General features: G+C 62.7%; 23 protein-coding genes. 12 read left to right on the top strand and 11 right to left on the bottom strand.

What is annotated here, in order from left to right; all coding sequences use genetic code 11:
• Positions 1-59 precede the first annotated feature (59 nt).
• From HB376_RS21855 to HB376_RS21845, 3 genes are all read right to left on the bottom strand, one after another.
• Positions 60-647, bottom strand: a complete 588-nt coding sequence (locus HB376_RS21855) for an aspartate kinase (protein ID WP_213765773.1) — start codon at positions 645-647, stop codon at positions 60-62.
• Positions 648-741: 94 nt separating this feature from the next.
• Positions 742-1,824 carry a hydantoinase/oxoprolinase family protein gene (locus tag HB376_RS21850; protein WP_213765748.1) on the bottom strand — a complete coding sequence of 361 codons (1,083 nt, stop codon included), beginning with the start codon at positions 1,822-1,824 and terminating at the stop codon, positions 742-744.
• A complete protein-coding gene (locus HB376_RS21845) occupies positions 1,821-2,864 on the bottom strand; it encodes an ATP-grasp domain-containing protein (protein ID WP_213765747.1) in 1,044 nt (347 codons plus the stop codon). Before HB376_RS21845 ends, HB376_RS21850 begins: the two co-directional genes overlap by 4 nt.
• A 20-nt stretch (positions 2,865-2,884) precedes the next feature.
• On the opposite strand from HB376_RS21845, the gene HB376_RS21840 reads away from it, so the two are divergent.
• The 11 genes from HB376_RS21840 (at position 2,885) to HB376_RS21790 (ending at position 13,392) form a co-directional block, all read left to right on the top strand.
• Positions 2,885-3,667: a HisA/HisF-related TIM barrel protein gene (locus HB376_RS21840; protein WP_213765746.1), complete on the top strand. Its 783-nt coding sequence runs from the start codon at positions 2,885-2,887 to the stop codon at positions 3,665-3,667.
• Positions 3,668-3,948: 281 nt separating this feature from the next.
• Complete coding sequence (locus HB376_RS21835; RefSeq protein ID WP_213765745.1) at positions 3,949-5,349, top strand: formylmethanofuran dehydrogenase; 1,401 nt, start codon at positions 3,949-3,951, stop codon at positions 5,347-5,349.
• Positions 5,346-7,043 (top strand): formylmethanofuran dehydrogenase subunit A, encoded by a 1,698-nt coding sequence (locus tag HB376_RS21830; RefSeq protein WP_213765744.1) that lies wholly within the window; start codon positions 5,346-5,348, stop codon positions 7,041-7,043. Before HB376_RS21835 ends, HB376_RS21830 begins: the two co-directional genes overlap by 4 nt.
• A 12-nt stretch (positions 7,044-7,055) precedes the next feature.
• Positions 7,056-7,997 (top strand): formylmethanofuran--tetrahydromethanopterin N-formyltransferase, encoded by a 942-nt coding sequence (fhcD, locus tag HB376_RS21825; protein ID WP_213765772.1) that lies wholly within the window; start codon positions 7,056-7,058, stop codon positions 7,995-7,997.
• Positions 7,994-8,824 (top strand): formylmethanofuran dehydrogenase subunit C, encoded by an 831-nt coding sequence (locus HB376_RS21820; RefSeq protein WP_213765743.1) that lies wholly within the window; start codon positions 7,994-7,996, stop codon positions 8,822-8,824. Before fhcD ends, HB376_RS21820 begins: the two co-directional genes overlap by 4 nt.
• 104 nt (positions 8,825-8,928) lie before the next feature.
• Positions 8,929-9,495: a cytochrome b gene (locus tag HB376_RS21815; protein ID WP_213765742.1), complete on the top strand. Its 567-nt coding sequence runs from the start codon at positions 8,929-8,931 to the stop codon at positions 9,493-9,495.
• A gap of 49 nt (positions 9,496-9,544) precedes the next feature.
• Positions 9,545-10,465 (top strand): pyrroloquinoline quinone biosynthesis protein PqqB, encoded by a 921-nt coding sequence (gene pqqB / locus HB376_RS21810; protein WP_213765741.1) that lies wholly within the window; start codon positions 9,545-9,547, stop codon positions 10,463-10,465.
• A 41-nt stretch (positions 10,466-10,506) separates the two neighbouring features.
• Complete coding sequence (gene pqqC / locus HB376_RS21805; RefSeq protein WP_213765771.1) at positions 10,507-11,220, top strand: pyrroloquinoline-quinone synthase PqqC; 714 nt, start codon at positions 10,507-10,509, stop codon at positions 11,218-11,220.
• Positions 11,217-11,492 carry a pyrroloquinoline quinone biosynthesis peptide chaperone PqqD gene (gene pqqD / locus HB376_RS21800; RefSeq protein ID WP_213765740.1) on the top strand — a complete coding sequence of 92 codons (276 nt, stop codon included), beginning with the start codon at positions 11,217-11,219 and terminating at the stop codon, positions 11,490-11,492. Before pqqC ends, pqqD begins: the two co-directional genes overlap by 4 nt.
• A complete protein-coding gene (pqqE, locus tag HB376_RS21795) occupies positions 11,489-12,697 on the top strand; it encodes a pyrroloquinoline quinone biosynthesis protein PqqE (protein ID WP_213765739.1) in 1,209 nt (402 codons plus the stop codon). The genes pqqD and pqqE overlap by 4 nt, the downstream gene beginning before the upstream one ends.
• Positions 12,694-13,392 (top strand): response regulator transcription factor, encoded by a 699-nt coding sequence (locus HB376_RS21790; RefSeq protein WP_213765738.1) that lies wholly within the window; start codon positions 12,694-12,696, stop codon positions 13,390-13,392. The genes pqqE and HB376_RS21790 overlap by 4 nt, the downstream gene beginning before the upstream one ends.
• Here the strand turns inward: HB376_RS21790 and HB376_RS21785 are convergent.
• On the bottom strand, positions 13,326-14,375 hold the full coding sequence (locus tag HB376_RS21785) for a sensor histidine kinase (protein WP_213765737.1): 1,050 nt from the start codon (positions 14,373-14,375) through the stop codon (positions 13,326-13,328). The two genes, HB376_RS21790 and HB376_RS21785, sit on opposite strands and share 67 nt — an antisense overlap.
• Positions 14,376-14,580: 205 nt before the next feature.
• Between HB376_RS21785 and HB376_RS21780 the strand changes: the two genes are divergently transcribed.
• The gene (locus HB376_RS21780; protein WP_213765736.1) at positions 14,581-16,890 is read left to right on the top strand and encodes a TonB-dependent receptor; all 2,310 of its coding nucleotides are present in this window, start codon (positions 14,581-14,583) and stop codon (positions 16,888-16,890) included.
• 63 nt (positions 16,891-16,953) lie between these two features.
• Here the strand turns inward: HB376_RS21780 and HB376_RS21775 are convergent, their stop codons facing one another.
• The 7 genes from HB376_RS21775 to HB376_RS21745 form a co-directional block, all read right to left on the bottom strand.
• Positions 16,954-18,078, bottom strand: a complete 1,125-nt coding sequence (locus tag HB376_RS21775; protein WP_213765735.1) for a cytochrome D1 domain-containing protein — start codon at positions 18,076-18,078, stop codon at positions 16,954-16,956.
• Between the two features lie 151 nt (positions 18,079-18,229).
• Positions 18,230-18,691, bottom strand: a complete 462-nt coding sequence (locus HB376_RS21770; protein ID WP_255631487.1) for a DUF3280 domain-containing protein — start codon at positions 18,689-18,691, stop codon at positions 18,230-18,232.
• Between the two features lie 155 nt (positions 18,692-18,846).
• The gene (locus HB376_RS21765; RefSeq protein WP_255631493.1) at positions 18,847-19,770 is read right to left on the bottom strand and encodes a vWA domain-containing protein; all 924 of its coding nucleotides are present in this window, start codon (positions 19,768-19,770) and stop codon (positions 18,847-18,849) included.
• A gap of 98 nt (positions 19,771-19,868) precedes the next feature.
• Complete coding sequence (locus HB376_RS21760) at positions 19,869-20,414, bottom strand: tetratricopeptide repeat protein (RefSeq protein ID WP_213765734.1); 546 nt, start codon at positions 20,412-20,414, stop codon at positions 19,869-19,871.
• On the bottom strand, positions 20,411-21,391 hold the full coding sequence (locus HB376_RS21755; RefSeq protein WP_213765733.1) for a vWA domain-containing protein: 981 nt from the start codon (positions 21,389-21,391) through the stop codon (positions 20,411-20,413). Before HB376_RS21755 ends, HB376_RS21760 begins: the two co-directional genes overlap by 4 nt.
• A complete protein-coding gene (locus tag HB376_RS21750; RefSeq protein WP_213765732.1) occupies positions 21,388-22,260 on the bottom strand; it encodes a calcium incorporation protein MxaA in 873 nt (290 codons plus the stop codon). The genes HB376_RS21755 and HB376_RS21750 overlap by 4 nt, the downstream gene beginning before the upstream one ends.
• Positions 22,257-23,120: a VWA domain-containing protein gene (locus tag HB376_RS21745; RefSeq protein ID WP_213765731.1), complete on the bottom strand. Its 864-nt coding sequence runs from the start codon at positions 23,118-23,120 to the stop codon at positions 22,257-22,259. Before HB376_RS21745 ends, HB376_RS21750 begins: the two co-directional genes overlap by 4 nt.
• Between the last annotated feature and the right edge of the window lie 12 nt (positions 23,121-23,132).

The following is a 23,132-nucleotide window of genomic DNA, read 5'->3' as shown; positions in this document are numbered from 1 at the left end:
ATCGCGAATTGGGTTTCGTCGGCATTCGGGGTTCTGTTTTGAGGTTGATTTTCGCCAGATCAAGCCACCGGAATATGCAACAACCTCTCCCTCATCAAACCGGCGTCGCCCTTATTGAACATCTCCACGACGTAGTTGGCATCCGCCACATGCTTGACAAAGCGCGCATCTACTACCCCTCTCGACGATAAAGCCTCGAGCGGCGTGGCGTCGACCGCGCACGACTTCACCACCATCAGCCGCTCAGCGTTCAGCGTAGTCGACAGCCACGCGGCGAGGCTATCCGACGTCGTGTCCCAGTTGGTCATTTCATCAGGTGTATCGCGCATCAGGTCGGTCGGCACCCACACGGCCACGCGCCCATCGCGCAATGCGCGCCGGATGCGGATCTCGTTCGACGCCAACACGAGTTCCGGCAAAACCCCCTGCATCAATATGGCGTACTGCGCCATCGCAAGCAGGCACATGTTGTGAGCGGCCAGGTCGCCAAAATGCCACTCACTCTGGTACTGGCGAACCGTGTCCGCGAAATCCCCGCCGCCCGGCACGATCACGACCCGCCCGCCGCCTACTTCCCAAAGCTGGGTAAGCCATTCGCGCAACGACGGGTCGTGACTCAGGCTACCCCCGATTTTCACCACCCACATGACATGCCCCTCGCTCTGATTTGACTCGCCCACACACACCGTCACCGTCGTACGCTTCACGTCAAGCCCACGTCAAGCCCACACCACGCCCACATCAAGCCGCAGCCGCAGGCTCGTGCAACACCTCTAATGACAGCAACGCTACCGCCACGCCCGGCGCGCAGGTCGCTATCCATTCCAGCACATCCCGACTCGTGCCGGGCGCATCGACCAGGCTCGTGAAATCGATAAAATCCCGTCCTTGCCGCCGCGCCATCGCATTGGCCAGAAACCGCCCGCACCCCGCGCCCACCAGCGGCGCGTGTTCAAGCGCCGGATGCGCATCAGTCACGCGGGCCAGGTTCTCCGCCAGGATCTGCATCTGCTCGTTACGCCAGGTTTGCGCGAATTCCCGCCATTCGTTGTCGCCAGCGTCGCGAGCGTCAAGGCCAATCATCCGTGCCATCCGGGCACGGCTCGCAGCCTCGGTCTTCGGTCTGTTATCGGCGCTCGGATACTGATCGTGTGCCGGCCATAATTCCCCCGTCAACCGATAGATATCCGCGGTCGTCGCGAACCATTCATTCATCACGTTGACCCGCGCATCACGAAAAACAATCCGATGCGATACCCCGCACAACGGCGTGCGCACTACGCCCTGATACAACAGCTCGCCGTTGGCAAGCCGGCTCGCGTCGTTACTGCCGCGCGCCGCGACGCGCCCGGCGACAATCGGCACGATATCCGTAGTGGTACTGCCTATATCGACGAGCAGCGCATCACTGACACGGCTCGCGACCCATTGCGCGGTGGCGCGCCAGTTCGCCGATGCCACGTCGCGCCAGCCATCGGCGCACGCGCCGGGTGCAAGCCAGCCAGCCGCGCCCGCGAAAAACCGCGTGTCCAGTCCAAGCCGCCGCGCAAGCGTATCCACGAGAACGCTGACGCCCTCGGCGCGATCGGCGAAGAGATCGACCATCTCGCCTGTCATGGTGACCGCGTGGCAGGCACCCGCCTCGCGAGCACCCGGCCAGCGTTCGAATACGGAATCAAGCACCTGCTCCAGGTGCCCGAGCCCTTGCCATAACGGACAAGCCCATTGCGCGATATCGAGCAACTGGCCGGACGCCGCCACCACTGACACCTTGACGTGGGCGCCGCCCACATCCCAGCCGAAGACCACGCTGGCGGTTTTCATGAACGTGCTCCCGATGCACACGCGTGCGTACTGGCGCCACATTCGTACGGCACGCCATGCGCCTTGAGCAGATCGCCGGCCAGGTTGCGCCCGAGCCGCGCCGACAACCCCGCATACGCCGCCGTCAACCGCGGATTGACTTCGATCACCACCGGCCCTCTCTGCGAATGCCACACCAGATCGATCCCGACGAATCCGCGCAAGCCAGGCAACGCCGCCACGACCTGCCGCGCCAGTGCGTCGAGTGCGCGCCCCTGCGCGCCGTGCCGGTCGATCTGATCGACCTCCACGCCGCTGAACTCGACCACGTGCGCCTTCTTTCCCGGCGCGGTCACGCCGGGCAGGCCAATCAACTGTCGATTGATGCTGGCCAGTTCCACATCGTGCTCGCCGCAAACGAGCGACAGGCTCAACGGCTCGCCATCGACCCATTCCTGAAGGACGGGATTGCGGCCGGCCGCCGCGCGCGACTCGTACTCGGTGCAAGCATCGGTGAAATCGTCGTAGACGAACGTGTCCAGACCGCCCGCGCCGTCGTCGGGCTTCACGACCCAGCGCGCGCGCGGGTTGCCGGTATCAGCAAGCTCGCCGGGTTCGAGCGCGGGCGTCACCGCAATCCCGTGCGCTTCCATGCATGCCGCTGTCGCGCTCTTGCTCGACGCAATTCTGATGGCTTCCTTCGAGCATCCCAGCCAGCGCGCCGAGCCAACGGAGTCATGCAGACGCAGCAGCAAGCCGTCGCATTCGGGCGCTATGATCCACGCCCGATCATGCTGCCGGGCGACACGCGCCACAAAAGCCGTGATCGATTCGCCGGGCAGCGCCTTGCAATGGCTGCGCGACGGATCGACAGTTTCGAAACGCGAACTGGCGAACGTCACCTCCACGCTGTCGAGTTCGAGGAGGTCTTTCACCAGCGCATCGCGCATCGCGCGGCCTTCCACGACGAGGGCGCTAAGATCGAGCAGACTGGCCTCGCCGGCAAGTGCCGGATCGATGCCGCCGCCGGTGAGATACTCGTACACGAATAACTTGGTCAAGGGTCCCTTCCATGCAGGTGATGCAGGTGATACCAGTACTCGATCTGCTCGATGGCTTCGCGGTACGCGCGGTGCGTGGCGAGCGCGCCCGCTACAGGCCGATCGAGTCCTCACTGTGCGCGACCAGCGAGCCGCTCGCCGTCGCCCATGCGCTGTTGGCCGCGACCGGCGCCCGCAGGCTCTACGTCGCCGACCTCGGCGCGATCCTGCAGCAAGGCGATCACGCCGGCCACCTTGCAGCGCTGCTTGACGCGCTCGACCGGCACGACCAGACGCCTCACCAAGTGTGCGGCCACAACGTCGAAATCTGGCTCGACGCGGGCTTCACCGATTTCCCTTCGATGCAAACGTTCTTCGATCGCATTGACTCTATCCGTCGTATCCATGGCATTCGGCCACCTCACCGCGCCACGCTCGTGCCCGTCTTCGGCACCGAGACCCTGCACACTACCCATGCCCTGCACGAGGCCGAAGCCGCCGGTCTTGCGCCCGTGCTCTCACTCGATCACCGCGCCGGCCGGCTTATATCGGAGCCGTCGGCAGGACAGCCGGGACCCGACACATCATGGTGGCCATCGCGCGTGATCGTCATGACGCTCGACCACGTGGGCTCCTATGAAGGCCCCGACCTCGACACCTTCACGGCCATTCGGGCGCAAGCCGGTGATCGTGAGCTGATCGGCGCCGGCGGTATCCGCCATGCCGCCGACTTATCCGCCGCCGCCCACAGCGGCGCCGCTGCGTGGCTCGTGGCCTCCGCCCTCCATGACCGGCGGCTCGATCTTCCGTCCGCCAAACCCTGAGCCGAATACACAATATCCATGCCAACCGGCACGTCGGGCCTTGGCCTGTAATCGTTTGGCAAGGAACCGTAATAGCCATGCGCAGCGGGTGACAGTGTGTTCCAGCGGCGCACATACTGTGCTGCGCAGCGGGGGTCATAGGGACATGGCTGCGGCGCAATGAGCGGGCGCAGTCCCGCTCTGTCCCCCATGCCCGCTGCATCTGCGCAGAGACCCGCTTGCGGTGCAGCCGTCGGACATTGCGCTTCGAAAACCGGCATGGACTTTGCACTAATGGCTTCATGCATCTTTCGTCCGCCCCTTCGTCGAGTGTCGCTCAGCCAAGCGTACGCACCGCGGCCTCATCGCCGCTGTCCGTTGCTGCGCCCTCGCCTGAGCCCGGCGTGCGCGACTGGACCTGCCCGTTCTGTCCCCTGCTCTGCGACGACATCACGACCATCGTGCACGGCGACGGCACGCTCGATGCACCCGATGTCGATTGCCCGCGGCTCGCCCGCGCGTTGACGTGGTCCAGTGTGCCCGGTGCAAGCCAGCCCGCTATCGATGATCAGGATGCCGACCTGGAATCGGCCCTGCAGCGCGCCGCCGATATCCTGAAACGCGCATCCCGCCCGCTCTTTGGCGGACTGGCGACCGATGTCGCGGGTGCCCGCGCGCTCTACCCGCTGGCGGCCGGCTGCGGCGCGATCCTCGATCATCTGCACGGCGATGCCATGGCCGCATCGACGGCCGCCTTGCAGGACCGTGGCGGGTTTTTCACTACGCTCTCCGAAGTGCATACGCGCGCGGACCTCCTGATCATTTTTGATTGCCAGCCATCGCTGCGTTATCCACGTTTTTACGAGCGCACACTGGGTGGCACGGATCACGCGCGCGACCTGATATTCGTGGGCTGCGAAGTGGATCCCGCGGCGGATATCGTTGAAAACACCAGCACGCATTCAATCCTCAAGGACGCCGATCCGTATGACATCCTGGCGATCTGGTCCGCGCTGACACAAGGCCGCACCGAGGCATCGATCCGCGACGGCACCGGCAACGGCAACGCCATCGCTCACGCGCTTGCGGATCTGGCCGGGCGCGTAAGCGCCGCACGTTATGCGGTGGTTGTGTATGAACCGGCCGCATTGCCCGGTCCGCATCCGGCGTTGCTGATCGAAGCGGTGAACCGGATCGTCAAGGCGGCGAACGGGACCACGCGCGCCGGTGCACTCGCGCTTGGCGGTGACGATGGCGCGCTGAGCGTCAACCAGGCCGTTACGTGGCTATCGGGGTTGCCACTGCGTACCCGCGTGTCGATGTCCACGCGCCTTGCTGATCAGCCCCAGCTCGATCACGATCCGCAGCGTTACCGAACGCAACGGCTCCTGTCGGCTCATGAGGTCGATGCGCTGTTATGGGTCGCGAGCTTCCAGCCTGAGCCGCTGCCACCCGGTCTCGCCGATAACGTCCCGGCCATCGTGCTCGGCCATCCCGCGATGCGATCGATGCTCGCCACACGCACCGCGCCGACCGTTTTCATCGCTGTGGCGACACCCGGCGTAGATAGCGGCGGCCACCTGTTTCGCGTTGACGGTTCGGTGGTCGCGCCACTGAGCGCCGCACGCGCGTCGGCACTACCGACGGTCGCTGCCATCGCGGCACGATTGTCCGGCTTGCTCGACTCGAGGAGCCCGCCATGAGCCTGACGCGGCTAAAAGGCGGCACGCTCTACGATCCGGCCAACGGCATCAACGGCGAACGTCGCGACCTGACCATGCGCGACGGCCGGCTTGTCGCGGCCGATCCCGGCGCTCCCGTCGATCAGGAATTCGACGCGACCGGCATGATCGTGATGGCGGGCGGTATCGACCTGCACTCGCACATTGGCGGGGGCAAGACCAATCTCTCGCGCCTGCTGCTGCCGGAGGATCATCGCGGCAGCGGCGCAAGTGGCGAACCGCCAGAACAAGCCATCAACGGCCGCTACTTGCGGCTGCCGTCGTGCGGTACTTGCGCGCCCGGCACGCTCGCTACCGGCTATCGATACGCGGAGATGGGATACACGGCCGCCTTCGAGCCCGCGATGATGCCGTCCAACGCGCGCCACACGCATCTGGAAATGGGCGACACGCCGATCATCGATCACGGCGCGTACGTGATGCTGGGCAACGACGAGCTGTTCCTGCAGCTTCTCGCCGAACGCGACAGCTTCGAGCGCTTGCGCGATTACGTGGGCTGGACGATGCACGCAAGCAAGGCGCTCGGGGTGAAGGTGGTCAATCCCGGCGGCATTTCCGCGTTCAAGTTCAACCAGCGCTCGCTGAACGTGGACGAGCCGCATGTGCATTACGGCATCACGCCGCGCGACGTGCTGCGCACGTTGTCGCGCGCACTGACCGAACTGGGCGTGCCGCATCCGCTGCATGTGCATGCGAGCAACCTTGGCGTGCCGGGCAACATCGACTCGACGATCGCCACCATGGACGCCGCCGACGGCCTGCCCATTCATCTGACCCATATCCAGTTTCATAGCTATGGCGTGGAAGGACCGCGCAAGTTTTCATCGGGCGCGCACGCGATTGCCGACGCTGTGAATGCGCGGCCAAACGTGTCGATCGATGTCGGCCAGATCATTTTCGGGCAGACCGTCACAGCGTCGGGCGACACCATGATGCAGTTCAAGAATGCGCCGCTTGCGACGCCGAAGAAGTGGATAGTCGGTGACATCGAATGCGACGCGGGCTGCGGAATCGTGCCATTCAAATACCGCGAGCAGAGCTACGTGAACGCACTGCAATGGATCATCGGGCTCGAGATTTTCTTGACTGTCGACGACCCCTGGCGCGTGTCGATGACCACCGATCACCCGAACGGCGGACCGTTCACGAGTTATCCGCACCTGATCCGCTTACTGATGGACAAGGGCTTTCGCGACGAGCAACTGGCGAAGCTGAACCCCGAAGCGCAGGTCGCGAGCGCGCTGCCGGAACTCACACGCGAGTTCTCGCTGTACGACATTGCGATCATCACGCGCGCGGGTCCCGCGCGCTTGCTCGGCCTGAAGGATCGCGGCCACCTGGGCGTAGGCGCGGCGGCGGACATCGCGGTGTATCGGGATCACGTGGACAAGGAACGGATGTTTACATCGCCGGCGTATGTGTTCAAGGACGGGCAACTGGTCGCGCGCGACGGCGTGCTGGTCGCCACGCCCACGGGTGGCATCCACTACGTGTCGCCCGATTTTGATCGCGGGATCGAGAAGACCTTGCGAGCGTATAGCGCGGCAAACCTGGTCGGCAACCCGGTTCACACGGCCATCAGTGACGACGAAATCTGCACCTGCTGCCGCGGCGGCAGGCTCTTGCCGGTTGCGTGCCTGAGCGCCGGCGCGTGAGACGTGAACACCATGCAGATCAACGACACCCTCATCGACGACACCTTCGCGGAAGCCTTCCCGATGAAAGCGACGCGGCTCGTCATCACCGCGCACACGCCGGTCTGGGCGAGCCATGCGGCGCAGTCGCTGACGGGCTTCGCCACATCGGTCATCGGCTGCGGTTGCGAAGCGGGGATCGAACGCGAACTCGGGCCGCATGAAACGCCCGACGGCCGGCCGGGCGTCGCGGTGCTGCTGTTCGCGGTATCGACGAAAGAACTGGCGAAGCAGGTCGAGCGGCGTGTCGGGCAATGCGTGCTGACCTGCCCGACTACGGCGGTCTTTAGCGGTATCGATCCGGCGACAAGCCGCGCGCCTCTCTCCGATAACGCCCCGCTTGGCAGCAGCCTGCGTTTCTTCGGCGACGGCTGGCAGATCAGCAAGATGCTCGGCGAGACGCGCTACTGGCGCGTGCCCGTGATGGATGGCGAGTTCGTCGCCGAAGAAAGCACTGTCACGGTGAAGGCAGTCGGTGGCGGCAATTTGTTGCTGCTCGCAACCGACACCGACGCGGCGTTGCGAGTGGCCGAAAGCGCGGTTCACGCGATGCGCCGCTTGCCCAATGTGATCATGCCCTTCCCCGGCGGAGTCGTGCGCTCAGGCTCCAAAGTCGGCTCGAAATATGCTGCGGCACCGGCATCGACGAACGACGCCTTTTGTCCGACGCTCGTCGGCTTGTCGCCGAAAAGCGAACTGGATAGCGAAGTCGGCTGCGTGCTCGAAATCGTGATCGACGGCCTGACCGACAGCGACGTCGGCGCGGCCATGACGGCAGGGATCGCGGCCGCGGCCGGGCTTGGGCGAGCGTGTGGCGTGCTGCGGATATCGGCGGGAAACTACGGCGGCAAACTCGGCCCCTATCACTTCCATCTTCGCGAGCTTGCGGCCGGCGTTGAAGGGAGACGCGCATGAGCACAACGTTGTTGCGGCTCAGGAGTGCGCCCGGATTTCGTGTGGATGCTGCCGGGCTGCTGCCTGCCGCGCTCGCCGCGCTTCCGGTGGCTGAGCTCGGGCGCATCGTGCTGCCGGCGGGTAACGAGCGTTGCGCGGCCGGCGACCTGTTCGATATTTCGCGTACGGAAGGGGACGGTACGGAAGATGGCGCGGCGCTCGTGATCGAAGGCGATGTGCCATGGCTCGACCGTCTGGGCGCGCATCTCGCCGAGGGCCGTATCGATGTCCACGGTTCCAGCGGCAACCACACGGGCTTTCGCATGGCAGGCGGCGAATTGCGCATTGATGGCGACACCGGCGACTTCACCGGCTGCCAGATGAGCGGCGGCCGCCTGACGGTAGGCGCAAACAGTGGCGACTTTACTGCCGGGCCGCTGCCCGGCGACATGGAAGGCATGACCGGCGGCACGCTGACTATCCACGGCAACACCGGCGCGCGGCTCGGCGACCGCATGCGCCGCGGCCTCGTGCTGGTCGGCGGAGACGCGGGCGAGTGCGCGGCATCCCGGCTCGTGGCGGGCACGATCGGCATCGCGGGGAAGCTCGGGCCGCACTTCGGCTACGGCATGCGGCGCGGCACGCTGCTACTGGTTCAAGCGCCAGCCAGTTTGCCGCCGACATTCACAGGAGGCGGCCAGGGATTCGATGTCTTCTGGTCGCTTCTCGTGCGCTCGCTTGCCGCCGAGATGGCACCCTTTTCGACACTGAAAGCCAGCTCGCTGCCGCGCCGGTATACCGGTGATCTCGCAGTGGACGGACGCGGGGAAGTGCTACTCGTCGGATAAAACCAAATCGGCGTAGGGTAGAGCAACCCGTTGAGGAACGACGTTGAGCAACGAATAAGCTGCAGCCGACAAGCGGCCCACACCGCAACCTGAAGGAGGCGACCATGAACATCGCGCATTCATCCGCCGCGCCGCTCGAGGCAAGCGCCGGCGTGGCGCGTTATTCACCCGCGCAAATCGTGCTGCATTGGGTGATCGGGCTGGCGATCATCGTCATGCTCGGCATTGGCCTCTATATGGTCGGGTTGCCGAAAGGCCTCGCTTTCAAGTCGAGCCTGATCAACTTCCACAAGTCGCTTGGGATGACCGTTTTCCTGCTTGTGCTGATTCGCATCGTGGTTCGCCTGGTTGCAGGCCGGCCTCCGCTTCCTCCGATGCAAGCGTGGCAACGCGCCGCCGCGAGCACGACGCAGGGTCTTTTATACGTGGCAATGATCGTCATGCCGCTGACGGGTTACGTCGGCTCGTCATTCAACAAGTTCGGCACGCGCTTCTGGGGCATCCCGCTGCCAATGTGGGGCTGGGACGACCCGGCCCTGAGAAAGATTTTCTTCACGGTGCACACGGTCTCGGCCTGGATCCTGATCGGATTGATCCTGCTGCATGTGGCCGGTGCGCTCAAACATCAGTTAATAGACCGCGACCGTCTGATGCAAAGGATGTTGCCATGACAAGGCTCCACCGACTTTTTAAAGAGGGACGCCGCCAGCGTCACGCCGCATGAAAATCAAGGTACTCGGTTCATCGGCGGGCGGTGGTTTTCCGCAATGGAACTGCAACTGCCGTAACTGCGATGGCGTGCGCAATGGAACGCTAAAGGCACGGCGACGCACGCAGTCGTCCATTGCCGTGAGCGCGAACGGCCAGGACTGGCTGCTGGTTAATGCATCGCCGGACCTGCTGGCGCAAATCGCGGCCCATCCCGAACTGCAGCCGGCGCGACGCGTGCGTGACAGCGGCATTGCAGCAGTCGTCACCATCGACGCGCAGATCGATCACGTGACCGGCCTGCTGATGCTGCGTGAACGCGATACCCCGTTGCCGCTCTACGTCACCGATGCCGTCCTGCACGACCTGAGCACGGGCTTGCCGGTTGTATCGATACTCGCGCATTACTGCGGCGTCGAACGCCATGCCATTCCACTCGATGGCGCGTCGTTTGCGGTTCCCGCGCTGCCGGGCATTCGCATTGAAGCGCTGCCGCTTTCGAGCAAGGCGCCACCCTATTCGCCGCATCGCGAAGCGCCGCAACGCGGCGACAATATCGGGCTGACTTTCATCGATGAACACTCGGGCAAACGTGCGTTCTATGCGCCGGGCCTTGGTGCGCTGGAACCGCACGTCCTCGAAGCGATGAATGCTGCCGACTTGCTGCTGGTCGACGGCACGCTCTGGACGCCGGACGAAATGATCGAACTCGGGCTCTCCAGAAAGACCGCCGCCGACATGGGCCATCTCGCGCAAACCGGCACGGGCGGCATGATCGACGTGCTTGATTCGATCGAACGCGCCGGCGTGCGCAAGGTCCTCATCCACATCAACAACACGAATCCGATCCTGATTGAAGACGGTCCCGAACGACGACGGCTCGCGGAACACGGCATTGAAGTTGCATTCGATGGGATGGCATTCGAACTTTAAGCAACGCTTACAGGAGGACGCAAGTGAACGGCCCCACTCCGATGACCAGCAACCACGCGACAGACCACACGACAGCCTGGACTCGCGAAGAGTTCGAAGCCCAGCTTCGCGCGAAGGGCACCGCATATCACATTCATCATCCGTTCAACGTGAAGATGAACGAGGGCGGCTGTTCACGCGGCCAGATTCGCGGCTGGGTCGCGAACCGCTTTTATTACCAGATCAACATTCCGCTGAAGGACGCGGCCGTGATGTCGAACTGCCCCGATCGCGAGACCCGCCGGCGCTGGGTGCTGCGTATCCTCGATCACGACGGATACGGCAACGACGAAGGCGGCATCGAGACATGGGCCCGGCTGGGCGACGCGGTGGGTCTCTCACGCGACGAACTCTGGTCGCTCGAACACGTGACGCCGGGCGTGAAATTCGCCGTCGATGCCTACGTCAACTTCGCGCGCCGCGCGCCGTGGCAGGAGGCGGTGTGTTCGTCCCTGACCGAGATCTTTGCCCCCCAGATCCACAAGGACCGGCTTGCCACGTGGCCGTCGTGTTATCCGTGGATCGAACCCGATGGACTGACGTATTTCCGCTCGCGTATCTCGCTCGCCCAACGCGATGTTGAACACGGCTTGCAGGTCACACTCGATTACTTCAAGACCCGTGGACAGCAGGAACGCGCGCTCGAAATACTGCAGTTCAAGCTCGACATCTTGTGGTCAATGCTCGATGCCATCGAAAAGGCCTTCCCCCAATGACATCGCCCATGCTCAAGCTCAAGGGAATCTTCCGGCTGCAATGGGAACCGGCGCAGGAAGCGCATGTGCTGCTGTATCCCGAAGGCATGGTGAAGCTCAACCAAAGCGCGGGCGAGATACTCAAGCGCTGCGACGGCACGCGCGATATCGACATGTTGATCAAGGACCTGCAGCAGGCCTTCAATGCGCAAGGCATTGACGAAGAAGTCCGTTTGTTTGTCGCCGAAGCCGAGCGCCGCGGCTGGCTGGAAAGCGCGGAGGCCGCAACATGACCAACATGAGCGACATGAGCAAGATCGCGCCGCCGCTGTGGTTGCTGGCCGAGCTGACATACCGATGCCCGCTGCATTGCGCGTTCTGCTACAACCCCGTGAACTACACTGACCACGCCAGCGAACTGTCAACCGATCAATGGCTCGGCGTGTTGCGCGAAGCACGTGCGCTCGGCGCCGCGCAACTGGGCTTCTCGGGAGGCGAACCACTTCTGCGCGACGACCTGGAAGTGCTCGTACGTGAAGGACGCCAGCTCGGTTTTTACACGAACCTGATCACGTCGGGCATCGGCCTGACGGACAAGCGTCTCGACGCGTTGAAAGACGCCGGACTCGATCACATCCAGTTGTCGTTTCAGGACTCGACCCAGGAACTCAACGACTTCCTGAGCAGCACGCGCACCTTCGACCTGAAGAATCGCGTGGCGAAATCGATCAAGGCGCATGGCTTTCCGATGGTGCTCAATTGCGTGCTGCATCGATACAACCTGCCTCACGTCGACAAGATCATCGACATGGCGCTCGCCATGGGCGCCGAATATCTGGAACTCGCGAACACGCAGTACTACGGCTGGGCGCATGCGAACCGTGCCCAACTGATGCCGACCGCTGAACAGTTGAAAGAAGCGGAAGCCGTGGTTGAACGCTACAGAAATGAAATCGGCGACCGCTGCAAGATCTTCTTCGTCGTGCCGGACTACTTCGAAACCCGGCCGAAGAAATGCATGAACGGCTGGGGCTCGGTGTTTCTCGGCATCGCCCCGGACGGCGCCGCACTGCCCTGCCACACGGCTCGTTCGCTGCCCGGTCTCACCTTCCCGAACGTGAAACAGACATCGATCCGCGAGATCTGGTACGACAGCGACGCGTTCAATCGCTTTCGCGGCTTCGACTGGATGAAGGAACCGTGCCGCAGTTGCGAGGAAAAAACCATCGATGCAGGCGGTTGCCGCTGCCAGGCCTACCTGCTGACCGGCGACCCGGCCAACGCCGATCCGGTCTGCGATAAATCGCCCCACCACGAAGCCGTGATCAACGTGGTGCGCCAGGCGGCCGCTCAATCCGCTCAATCCGTTCAACGGGAGCCGGACGAGCAGCCGATCCTGTTTCGCAACGACAGCAATTCGCGCCGGCTGGCGGCGGCGTCCGACGATCACAACCCAAACCATCGCAACGTCACCGATCTCGCGGGAGTCCACAAATGACCATCGCCAACATCAGTGTCCTCCTGGTCGATGACCACGCCGTGGTGCGCGAAGGTTACAGGCGCCTGCTCGAACTGAGTCCCGACGTGAGCGTGGCCGGTGAAGCCGCCGACGCCGCGCAGGCGTACCAGCGTTTCTGTGCATTGCGTCCGGACGTTGTCGTGATGGATCTGGCGTTGCCGGGCGCGAGCGGCATTGAAGCGATGCGGCGCATGCTCGCCCGTGAACCCGACGCTCATGTGCTGATCTTCAGCGTGCACGAGGAAACCATCTTCGTGCGCCGCGCGCTCGATGCCGGCGCGCGAGGCTATGTGACCAAGGCAAGCGCGCCCGATGTCCTGGTCGAAGCGGTCCGCGCGGTCGCCGGGCGAGCACGCTACCTGAGCGCGGACGTGTCGCATGCATTGGCGCTCAGGGCCGCGTTCCAGGAGGGCCCCCCGGGACGCCATTTATCGGCGAGGGAATTCGAGGTGCTGCGCCTGCTGGTGCAGGGCTATACGCTGCCGAGCATCGCGGAAAGACTGGGCTTGAGCCAGAAGACCGTTGCCAACCATCAGTCGGTGATCCGGCAGAAGTTCGGCGCGGACAATGGCGTGCAGCTTGCGCAGATGGCAAACCGCCTGGGCCTTCATTTCACCGATTTCGCCAACTCGGCGGGTTCGCTAGGTTCGTTCAGTTCGGGCAATCCGGCCTGAACCGGCACGCGCGCGCAGAACAAAAAACCGCTGCCCGGCTGGCTGGCAACATGGAACTCGCCGCCAATCGCCTCGACGCGCTCGCGCATGCCGATCAATCCAAGGCCCGCACGCGGTTTTGTCAGGTCGATGCCCGGACCGTCGTCGGTCATGGTGACCACGATCTCGTCTCGTTGCTTACGTTCTCCATTCGGATCATCCGCAGTCCGAACCAGATAGATCTCCACTCGCGATGTGCGCGCGAACTTCGATACGTTGGTCAGCCCTTCCTGCACCAGCCTGTAGAGCGTGATATTCAGCACGTCCGCCAGATCCGAGAAGTCACCGTCGACCGTCAGGGCAAACGACGCCTGTGGCAGGCGCTCACGCCAGCTTTCAACGCAATGTTCCAGTGCGCTCGGCAAGCCGAATTCATCGAGTCCGATGGGCCGCAAGCGCCGGATCATTCCCCCTATCTGCCGATACACCGTGCTCGCGCTCTGCATGACCGCCAGCGACAAGCGATGGACTTCAGGCTCGCCTTGCGCTGACAGATCACGGATACGTCCCGCATCCAGCGCAATGGCGTTCAGGTACTGACCGAGTTCGTCGTGCAATTCGCGCGCGAGATGGCGGCGCTCGTTTTCCTGTGCCCCGATGCTTTCGCTGGCGAGACGCCGGTTGTCGGCGAGGAGCCTTTCAGCTCGCTCTTCAAGCACACGGCGATGCAGCAATTCCTGTTGTGATTCCCGATAGCGGCGCCAGGCAAACCACGCCAGGCCCAAGGCCAGCACGACCAGCGTGGGCGGATATTCGTCCATCTGGAAGCGTTCGAACCGGCGCGTGAGGGAATACGTCAACTCGCCGACGTCAAAGCGCATGCACAGCACGGCAGCGAGCACCGTGACCGCCAGCACGCACGCGAGATCGCGCCACACGCTCGAGTGCGTGCTCGGACGAGATGCGGGCGCTGGCGCGGAGGAGATCGGGGAATCGGGTGGCATGGCGCTCTCATTCTACTCAGCGCGCGCGCTCGCGTCGCGTGCGAACCGAGCGGGTTGGGAATGCTTCCCCCTGTAATCGGGAAGACCTCCCGGTTGCACGACGCGCATCTTGTGGGACGCTTTCAGTATGGCAACGGCGCGGATATTTTCTGCGTCGAACTTATACCGAAGTCATACCGATAACAACACCCTGCAGGAGACAATCATGAGCCAGGCCCCGCATCACCGTCCTCGCAAGCCTCCATTCGCGCTGCGCGTGTGCTTGGGCAGCGCGCTTGCCGGCCTCAGCGCCACGGCCTGGGCACAAGATGCAGCCTCGCCGCCGGTGGCTGCGTCCGAGCCGAACCTGATCCAGCTGGCGCCGATAGTCGTGGTAGGCACCACGCCGCTGCTGGGCATCGGCACGCCGCTTGAGAAGGTGCCGGCCAATGTCCAGACCATCAAGGGCAGCGCGATCGACGCGCAGCATGGGGCGGTGCTCACCGACTACTTCGAGAAGAATGTGGGCAGCGTCGACATCAACGAAGCCCAGGGCAATCCGTCCCAGACCGACATCAACTATCGCGGCTTCACCGCGTCACCGCTGCTCGGTACGCCGCAGGGTTTGTCCGTGTTCCTCGACGGCGTGCGCATCAACGAGCCGTTTGGCGACGTGGTGAACTGGGACCTGATCCCGCAAGCCGCGATCAACACGATCCAGGTGATCCCCGGTTCCAACCCGACCTTCGGCCTTAACACGCTCGGCGGCGCCATTGCTGTCACGACGAAAAACGGCCGCAGCAATCCGGGCGGCGAGGCCGAAATTTCGGCAGGGTCGTGGGGCCGCAAGACGGCGCAGATAGAGCAAGGCGGCGTGATCGGCCAGAATCTCGACTATTACTTCACCGCGAACACGACCAACGACGACGGCTGGGCCGACCACAACTCCAGCCGCCTGCGCCAGGCGTTCGGCAAGCTGCGCTACACCGACGCGGACACCACGATTTCACTGTCCATGGGGGGCGCCGACAACGACCTGCAGGGCTCGCAGACCATCCCCCGCTCCTTCCTCGATAACTACAAGCAGGCCTACACATTCCCGGACCAGAACCAGAATCAGGTTGGCTACCTGACGCTGTCGGGTGAGCATTATTTCAGCCCCAACCTGCAAATCAGCGGCAACATGTATTACCGGCACTACCGGAACGTGAACACCAGCAGTAACACTAACGACGACTTCGGTGAGGTCGATGACAACGGCAACGTCAACACAGTCCAGGCGACCAATGAACAGTCCGTGATCGTTACGGACAGCTACGGTGCGAGCCTGCAAATGACGCTGCTCAACAAGCTGGCCGGGATGGAGAACCAGTTCGTCGCGGGCATGGCGGGCGACTTCGCCAACTCGCATTTCACGCAGGCTTCACAAGACGCCCAGTTCACCGACTCAAGGGCGACCATAGGTATTGGTCCCTATGAGTCTCAAACCGATGCAAAGACGCGCAACGCAAACTATGGCGTGTATTTCGAGGATACGTTGTCGATCACGGAGCAGTGGTCCATGACGCTGGCCGGACGTTATAACTGGTCCAAGTCCGTCATCGGCGATGAAAGCGGTGTACAGCCGCTGCTCGACGGCAGCCATACGTTCTCCCGCTTCAATCCGGCGGTCGGCATCAACTGGAACCCAACCCCCACGTTCACCGCCTACGCCACGTACAACGAAGGCATGCGCTCGCCGACCGCGATCGAACTCGCCTGTGCCGATCCGGCCTCACCCTGTTCCCTGCCGAACGATTTCATTGCGGACCCGTCGTTGCAACCGGTGATTTCAAAGACCTACGAGATCGGCGCGCGTGGTCAGCTCGGACATGCAACCTCATGGAGCGCGGCACTTTACCGGACCACGCTCGACAACGACATCCAGTTCGTCAGCAGCAACGGCGCGGCCAGTACGCTCGGCTTTTTCCAGAACGTGGGCAAGACGCGCCGGCAGGGACTCGAGCTGGCCGGACGCACGCAGTTCGGGCCACTGGCCGTGGCCGCGAGCTACAGCTACGTGGACGCGACGTATCAATCGACGTGGACCGAAAGCAGTTCCAGCAATTCGAGCGCCGACGCCAACGGCAATATCACTGTCAAGCCAGGCGACCGCATTCCCGGCATTCCGCAGAACACGATCAAGTTGCGGCTCGACTATGCGGCGACGCCGAAATGGAATGTGGGCACCAACCTCACGTATCGCGGCAGCATTTTTGCCCGCGGCGACGAAGACAACCAGGATGTGAACGGGTCGGTAGCGGGCTATTTCCTGATCGACCTCGACACCACCTACAACATCACGAAGCAGTTACAGGTGTTCGCCAGCATCACGAACCTGCTCAACAAACGTTATGCGAGTTTCGCGATCCTTGGCGAGAATGACTTCGATGGTCCGAACCATACCTTCAACGGCGCCAATCCGGCCAATGAGCAGTTCCTTGGCATCGGCGCGCCGCGAGGAGCCTGGGTAGGACTGAGGTATGCGTGGAAGTAAGTTTTGTTCCGCACCGGGGTGCATCTGTCTCGGCTGATCCCCGGTGCGAACGAGACTGGCGTGCTACTCGATCGACCCCGCGCTGTGCGGATACGTCACGATGCCCCACGCGAGCGGCAGTCCCTCGATCTGCTTGACCGGCTGGTAGCTGGTGGCGTCGAAGACATACACCGCGTTCGACCGGCCGCATGCCAGCATCAGCTTCGAGCCGTCAGGCGTGAAGCTGAAGTGCCAGCAACGCAGGCCCACCGGCACATCGGTTACGTGATCGAAGGTCCTGGCATCGAATACCTGCAACACCTTGCCGCGCGCCGCCGCGACCATCAGGCGCTTGCCGGCAGGGTCGAACGCGACACCGTAGGGACCAAGCTGGGTATCGACAGTCTTGAGCACCTTGAAGCTGTGGGCATCGAGCACAACGAACTTGTTGGTGTTCTCAAGGGTGACCACGTATTGCTTGCCATCCGGAGAACGCTTGATGCCGCGCGGGCGCGATCCATGGTCCAGCTTGAGCGTGCGCAGCGGCGCGCCCGTGCCAACGTGATACACCGAGACCGTATCGTCCCCCTCGTTGGTCACCAGCATTTCCCGGCCATCGCCGGAAAACTCCACACCCTCCGTCTCGTGCCCGCTTTTCACCGAGCGGATCACCCGCAAAGTCTTCAGGTCGACAATCGCGATCTCCGCCGGCGGCTCATTCGCGTTGTCATCGCCCTTTCCTGCGCCCGGGGGACCGCCTTTATCGGCTCCAGGCGCTCCTCCTGATGCACCCGGCGCTCCTGGTGCCCCCGACACGCCCGGAGGCGGGCCGCCGTCCTCTCCCGGCTCGTAGGTCACGTAGGCGTAGTTGCCATGCACCCGGACAAACTCCGGATTCTTGCCGATCTTCACCCGCCGCAAAATCTTGCCCGTGGCTGTATCGACTTCTGACAAATCACCTGGTTTCTTGTTCGCCAGCAGCAGCCGGCGGCCGTCAGCAGTCAGGCTCAAGCCGCGGGGGCCATCGTCGCCGAACGCGAATGTCTTCGCGAGTGTCATCTGGTCGAGGTCGATCACGCCGACCCCCGCTGTCTCGCTCGTCACGTAAGCTGTCGGCGGCGCCGCCCACGCCGGACTTGCGCCGAACGTGATGCCAGTGGTCACCACCGATGCGAGCGCCAGATACGCCGTCGCCTTTTTCAAATGCATGTTCGTCTCCGTCTATTGTTCTGGTCGGTGCACCGGATGTCTTCGGACATCGCGGACCCAAAGGCCAACTTAGCCCATCATGGCGGTCCTTGACAACGTATCGGGGCAGGAGATTCTCCCGAAAGCGTCTTTCGACAGCGCGCCCGCGGGTCTAGCGAGTTGCATCAGGGTCGTCGGCGAGACGGTCGACCAGCGCCTTGACGCCGCGACGCCATGACAAATCCGTGTTACCGCGAATATCGACCGAGCGCTCGAACACGGTCTTGCCCGATTCCACTTCTTCCACGCGAAGATTGATGTTGATGATCAAGTTGCTGACTTTCTGCACCCAGCACACCCCGACACGCTCAACGCCGAGTTTGCGTCCGACTTGCCGCTCGCAGCCGTTGCACGCGTTCATATTCTGCGCCGCCGTAAGTTGCGCAATCATGGCGCTCGCGGGCGCGTTATCTGCGACACGAAAAAGCTGGCGGTCACGCAACTGGGCGCGCAGGTCATCGCTGATCAAGACAACGCGGGCCTGTTGCGTGCGGTTGGTATCGGCGTCGTTGTAAGAGGCGTTATCGTCGATGAGCGTGCAGTCGATAACAGCAATCGACCGTGTCGCAGCCATTGCCTGCGATCCGGCAGTGACTACTGCAAGACATAGCGCGACACAGCGCAGAACACGCAATGTGCGCCGCTGTCCGTCATGTAAAACGCTTCGCAGCGGCAGCATGGCCATAGGTATCCACGAGTCGATGATTCGATTCTCCATGCCGCGGCCCTTTACATAGTTATCCGGATCACATGATCCTGGCCAGTCACCGCTCGCTTCGCGCCAGCATGTGAAGCTGAACTGCTCACCGTCTGGCGCCGTCTTAAACGCAAGCCTCGCAAACCCCACGAAGGTAAAAATCGCCAGGTTAGCAGCAGTAACGCAAGCAACGCCGGACACCAGTTAAGATTGGTCGCCGCGGGCTCCCGGTGCATCAACTGCGGATCGAGCATGGCGCGGGTCAACGCCTCGGCGCCAAACAGCCGCTGATACTTAAAGCCAATCCGTGACGCAACCGACGCAAGGTACTCCCCCTGCAGTTGCGACAACTCCTCGTGGCTTTCCACGGTAGTCGGCTTGCCCGGTATGGTCGGGACCTGAATCACATCATCGGCATGCCAGAATCCCACCCTGTTGCCGTTGGCATCGGTCTTGGGAATGTTGGCGGGCTGGTCCCCGCCCACGCCAATTAGCCAGCCATGAACCTTGCCGCTGGCCACTTCGCGCACCCGGTCATTTGATGGCAACACGGGTGGCGCTTCCTGGCCATCGGTCACAAAGATCACCGCGGTATCCAGCCCGACTTCCTGCGCCGTTCGCACCGCCGAGTAGATGCCGCCCTCAGCCACGCGGCTCCAGTTTGTCCAGCGCATGCGCCCATCGATTTCATTTAGCGACGACAGCAGCGTGTCGAAATTGCGGCAGACTTCAACGGGCGGCAACAACAGCAAAGTACGTTGTCCGGTAAACACGCTCCATCCGACCTTCGATCCGCAGGGCAATTTTCCCAACGTTTCACGTGTGGCGGCACGGGCGAAATCAAGCCGGCTGGATGGCGCATCGTTCGAGCCCACGTCCTCGGTGTCCATACTTTGCGTGATATCGAAGGTGACGATGTAACGCGCGGTATCGCGCGGCAAAATGACGGGGGGCATTGCGAGCGCGGCGACCAGCAACAGCAGCGCGAGCACGACCGGCCACTGTTGCCGGCTGAAAAGATTTCGGGCAAAACGTCGCCCATGTGGACCGGTTTTCACGGCAGATCCTCAGCCTGAGCGCCGCGCAACTTGACGTCGTGCTGCTCCTTGACATCCGGCTCGTCGGCGCTCTCGGTCTCTTCGGGAGCGCGCCATAACGCGCGTTCGAGGTTGTAGCGCGCATCCCAGTCGCCGGGCGTCACGCGCAGCAACTGGCGGTATCGTTGCTTCGCCTGTTCCAGCAGGGGCAACGATTTGACAGGACCGGGATTTCCCTCGCCGGTCGCCTGACGCAAATACATATTGCCCAGGTTGAAAAGCGCAGCCTGCGCCAGGTCGCTGCCGGCGTCGTCTTGTATCTGCGCCTCATAGAGTTTCTGCGCGTCAGCGTATGCACCCGCTTTCGACAGTGCCATCGCACGGGCCAATCGAGCCTCGGGTAGATCGGCCAGATGGGACGGCACGCTGGTGATGACGCCTGCTTCGGAGACAGCCTGGCGCACATCTTCAGCATGTTTCATTCGTAATCCGTCATCTGCCACCACCGCCGCACAACCCAGCGCAACAAGTCCAAACGCGATGTGAGTCCAGGAGCGTCTCATGTCCAACTCCTGACCTGAACCAGATTCAACGCGAGCAGGAAAGCGCAGAAGACCAGCGCGACCGCAAACCAATAAGCACTGTGATCCTGTCGCGGCAACTGCTCGACAAACGACACCTGATATTTTTGTTGCCGGTTGATATCGGTCATGGCGGCGGCCATCGCATCCGCGTCGCTTGCTTGATAGAGGTGATACGGGGACTTCAACGTGACAAAAAACCGGTGCAGCTCGGCCTCGGCGGAGGTATCGCCGGCGGCGATCGCCCGCAGATCAGGGCTGTATACGCCACTGCGCAGGTAGATGAAATACAGGTCGATCTGATTGCGTGCGAGACCTTCCGCTATATCGCGACGCGCTTGTGCGTCGAGTCTTGCGCCGCCGTCCGAGACAAGTACGATCGCCCGGTGGCTGTCGTAACGACGTCCGTCAAATTGTCCAATCGCTGCACGCAAACCGCGATCGAGCTGCGTGTCTGCCATGCCGCGGCCAATTCCCGTGCCGGCTATCGCGGCTTGAATAATTTCATGATTCGCCGTGAACTGAATGACCGGTATAGCGCTGATGCCGAACATCATGAACGCGAACCGGTCGTTCGGACGGTCATCGACGAAACGGGTTATCGCCCGACGAGCGACTTCATTCTTCGACATGCCCCGCGAGTCGATCGGCTGCCGCCCCATCGTGTCATCCATGCTGGAACTTCGGTCCATCAGGATGAGAATTTCGGCACCGGTACCGGTGTGCAAAACGTGCATGTTGGAACGGCCCGGGCTTGCCAGACCAATGACTATGCAAAGTATCGCCAGCACCGCGCAGCCTCGCCATAATGTCCCGACCGCACGCCCTAGCGGGTCGACCGGCAGCCATCCTATATACGAAAAGCTCAGCGTATCACTGCGTCGACGCAGCAACGCAAGGCAGGCGAGCGGCATGAGAACAAGCACGTAAGGATGGGCGAAGTCGATAGGTGAAGTCATTGCTGCTGACGCCTCTCCGCGCGACAGAGCGCGCGGCTCAAGTCGAGCAAGGGGAAGCTTTCATCGGCTGAACGCGACGCAAAGAAACGCTCGCCCGAGTGCTGGTAGAAGAGTTCGAGCTGCGGCTGCAGCGCTTGCAAATGCGGCGCTCTTGCAAGCAGGCCCGGCAGTGAACCGGCATGCACGACCTGCCCTGCCGTCTCGTTTAATGCACGATGCAGACACAGCCACCCGTGCGCGTTTTTATCGGATTGGGATGAATCGAAGCGCTGCATTTCCATGTACGCCCGGGCAAACGGCAAGCGCGCCGCTTCGCGTGTGTTACGCCATTTCCACCAGCCGAACCATGCGACAAGCGTCAATGTAAGGAAGCAAAGCGCCCACATGGCCTGCCTGCGCAGCGGCGCAATGGCGGGTAACGGCGCTGGCCGGTCGGGACGCAGTGGTAGAAGGTCGCCCGTGCCAAATGCCGTATTTGGCGTGAGCGGACTCACGCTTAGCGGCCATTCCGGTACCTGTAGCGAACCCAGTGTCAGGGCGGGGAGTGAAATGGTGGTGAGCGTTTGCGGCGCGTTCACGATCTGATAGTCGATGACCATCCATCGCCGCCCTTCCCCATCCGTTTCAATACGCGGATGGCGGCGCTCGAACCAGATGCCGATGCGCCCCGTCGATGGCGTCGCGGCGGCGCTAGAACCGTCGTTGCCCAAAGGGAGCAGGATGCGTTGCGAAAGCACATCGCCTACCGTGTAGCCGAACGCGCGCGGTTGCTCCATGGTGACCGGCGCAGGCGCCGCCCTGGCAGCATGCGTCATGCTTAGGATTACTGCCGTGATGACCAGGAATAGCGGACGCGTGAATAGGCTCATGCGACTGCTTCCAGGAAATATCGCGACAACGCTTCGGCCTCGAATGCGCCCTGAACGTAGAACGGCCGTATCCCGCGTTTATCGAAAAGCCGCTCGATTTCGGCACGCCGCCGCACGACGGCGTCGCGCCAATCCCGACGCGTTTTACCCTGCAGCCACACTGTTCGGCGCTCTCCCGTTTCGGCGTCGTCAACAGCTAGCAGCCCGCCATGCTCCGGTGGTTCGACTTCCGCGGAGTCCCATATAACCATAGGGATGACGTAGGCATGGGTCAATGTATCCAGGATCTTCGGCAGCCGTTTCAGCGGCCAATGAAAATCCGAGATGATAAAGACAATCCCCTGCCTCCCGGCAAGTTTCGCGACCGATTTTTCCAGTCCATCGATACCTCCCGCCACGCCGGGCGATTGCGCGGCGCGGCGCACTGTGGCCGCCATCACGTCGCCGACACCCTGACCATAGCGCGCCGGTGAATAGAGATCTTCACGCTCGGCGGCATCGAACGCGAGCATGCCGACCTGATCGCCCGCACGGAACGCGCTGTAACCCAGCGCGCCTATAAAATCCGCCGCAACGTCGAGCTTGGATTTGAGCCGCCCGAAGTGCATCGACGCTGATACGTCGATCAATACGTACACCGGTACGGCCACGCGTTGCAGATGAACGCGAACGAGCCACTCGGCGGGAATAGCCCGCAAGCTCGCGCGTAAATCAATACGGCGTGGATCTGGATGATCGAAAAGACGCGCGTGCATGGCGAATGCCTGACCCGCGCCGAAACTGGAACCGGGATGCGATCCGGGTCGCGAACCGCCGGCACGCATTGGCAACCGGTAGTGAAATTCTGGCATTGGGCTCATCGCATTCATGAC

It is taken from the genome of Caballeronia sp. dw_19 (assembly GCF_018449515.1).
Lineage (GTDB): Bacteria > Pseudomonadota > Gammaproteobacteria > Burkholderiales > Burkholderiaceae > Caballeronia.
Note: the sequence above shows the minus strand (reverse complement) of the source record. Positions and strands in the feature narration are given on the sequence as shown.

Bases quoted from the DNA above. Each gene is read 5' to 3' on its own strand.
- HB376_RS21855 (WP_213765773.1), bottom strand. From the start codon at position 647: ATGTGGGTGGTGAAAATCGGGGGTAGCCTGAGTCACGACCCGTCGTTG.
- HB376_RS21850 (WP_213765748.1), bottom strand. From the start codon at position 1,824: ATGAAAACCGCCAGCGTGGTCTTCGGCTGGGATGTGGGCGGCGCCCAC.
- HB376_RS21840 (WP_213765746.1), top strand. From the start codon at position 2,885: ATGCAGGTGATACCAGTACTCGATCTGCTCGATGGCTTCGCGGTACGC.
- HB376_RS21835 (WP_213765745.1), top strand. From the start codon at position 3,949: ATGCATCTTTCGTCCGCCCCTTCGTCGAGTGTCGCTCAGCCAAGCGTA.
- HB376_RS21830 (WP_213765744.1), top strand. From the start codon at position 5,346: ATGAGCCTGACGCGGCTAAAAGGCGGCACGCTCTACGATCCGGCCAAC.
- fhcD (WP_213765772.1), top strand. From the start codon at position 7,056: ATGCAGATCAACGACACCCTCATCGACGACACCTTCGCGGAAGCCTTC.
- HB376_RS21820 (WP_213765743.1), top strand. From the start codon at position 7,994: ATGAGCACAACGTTGTTGCGGCTCAGGAGTGCGCCCGGATTTCGTGTG.
- HB376_RS21815 (WP_213765742.1), top strand. From the start codon at position 8,929: ATGAACATCGCGCATTCATCCGCCGCGCCGCTCGAGGCAAGCGCCGGC.
- pqqB (WP_213765741.1), top strand. From the start codon at position 9,545: ATGAAAATCAAGGTACTCGGTTCATCGGCGGGCGGTGGTTTTCCGCAA.
- pqqC (WP_213765771.1), top strand. From the start codon at position 10,507: ATGACCAGCAACCACGCGACAGACCACACGACAGCCTGGACTCGCGAA.
- pqqD (WP_213765740.1), top strand. From the start codon at position 11,217: ATGACATCGCCCATGCTCAAGCTCAAGGGAATCTTCCGGCTGCAATGG.
- pqqE (WP_213765739.1), top strand. From the start codon at position 11,489: ATGACCAACATGAGCGACATGAGCAAGATCGCGCCGCCGCTGTGGTTG.
- HB376_RS21790 (WP_213765738.1), top strand. From the start codon at position 12,694: ATGACCATCGCCAACATCAGTGTCCTCCTGGTCGATGACCACGCCGTG.
- HB376_RS21785 (WP_213765737.1), bottom strand. From the start codon at position 14,375: ATGCCACCCGATTCCCCGATCTCCTCCGCGCCAGCGCCCGCATCTCGT.
- HB376_RS21780 (WP_213765736.1), top strand. From the start codon at position 14,581: ATGAGCCAGGCCCCGCATCACCGTCCTCGCAAGCCTCCATTCGCGCTG.
- HB376_RS21775 (WP_213765735.1), bottom strand. From the start codon at position 18,078: ATGCATTTGAAAAAGGCGACGGCGTATCTGGCGCTCGCATCGGTGGTG.
- HB376_RS21770 (WP_255631487.1), bottom strand. From the start codon at position 18,691: ATGGCTGCGACACGGTCGATTGCTGTTATCGACTGCACGCTCATCGAC.
- HB376_RS21765 (WP_255631493.1), bottom strand. From the start codon at position 19,770: ATGCCCCCCGTCATTTTGCCGCGCGATACCGCGCGTTACATCGTCACC.
- HB376_RS21760 (WP_213765734.1), bottom strand. From the start codon at position 20,414: ATGAGACGCTCCTGGACTCACATCGCGTTTGGACTTGTTGCGCTGGGT.
- HB376_RS21755 (WP_213765733.1), bottom strand. From the start codon at position 21,391: ATGACTTCACCTATCGACTTCGCCCATCCTTACGTGCTTGTTCTCATG.
- HB376_RS21750 (WP_213765732.1), bottom strand. From the start codon at position 22,260: ATGAGCCTATTCACGCGTCCGCTATTCCTGGTCATCACGGCAGTAATC.
- HB376_RS21745 (WP_213765731.1), bottom strand. From the start codon at position 23,120: ATGAGCCCAATGCCAGAATTTCACTACCGGTTGCCAATGCGTGCCGGC.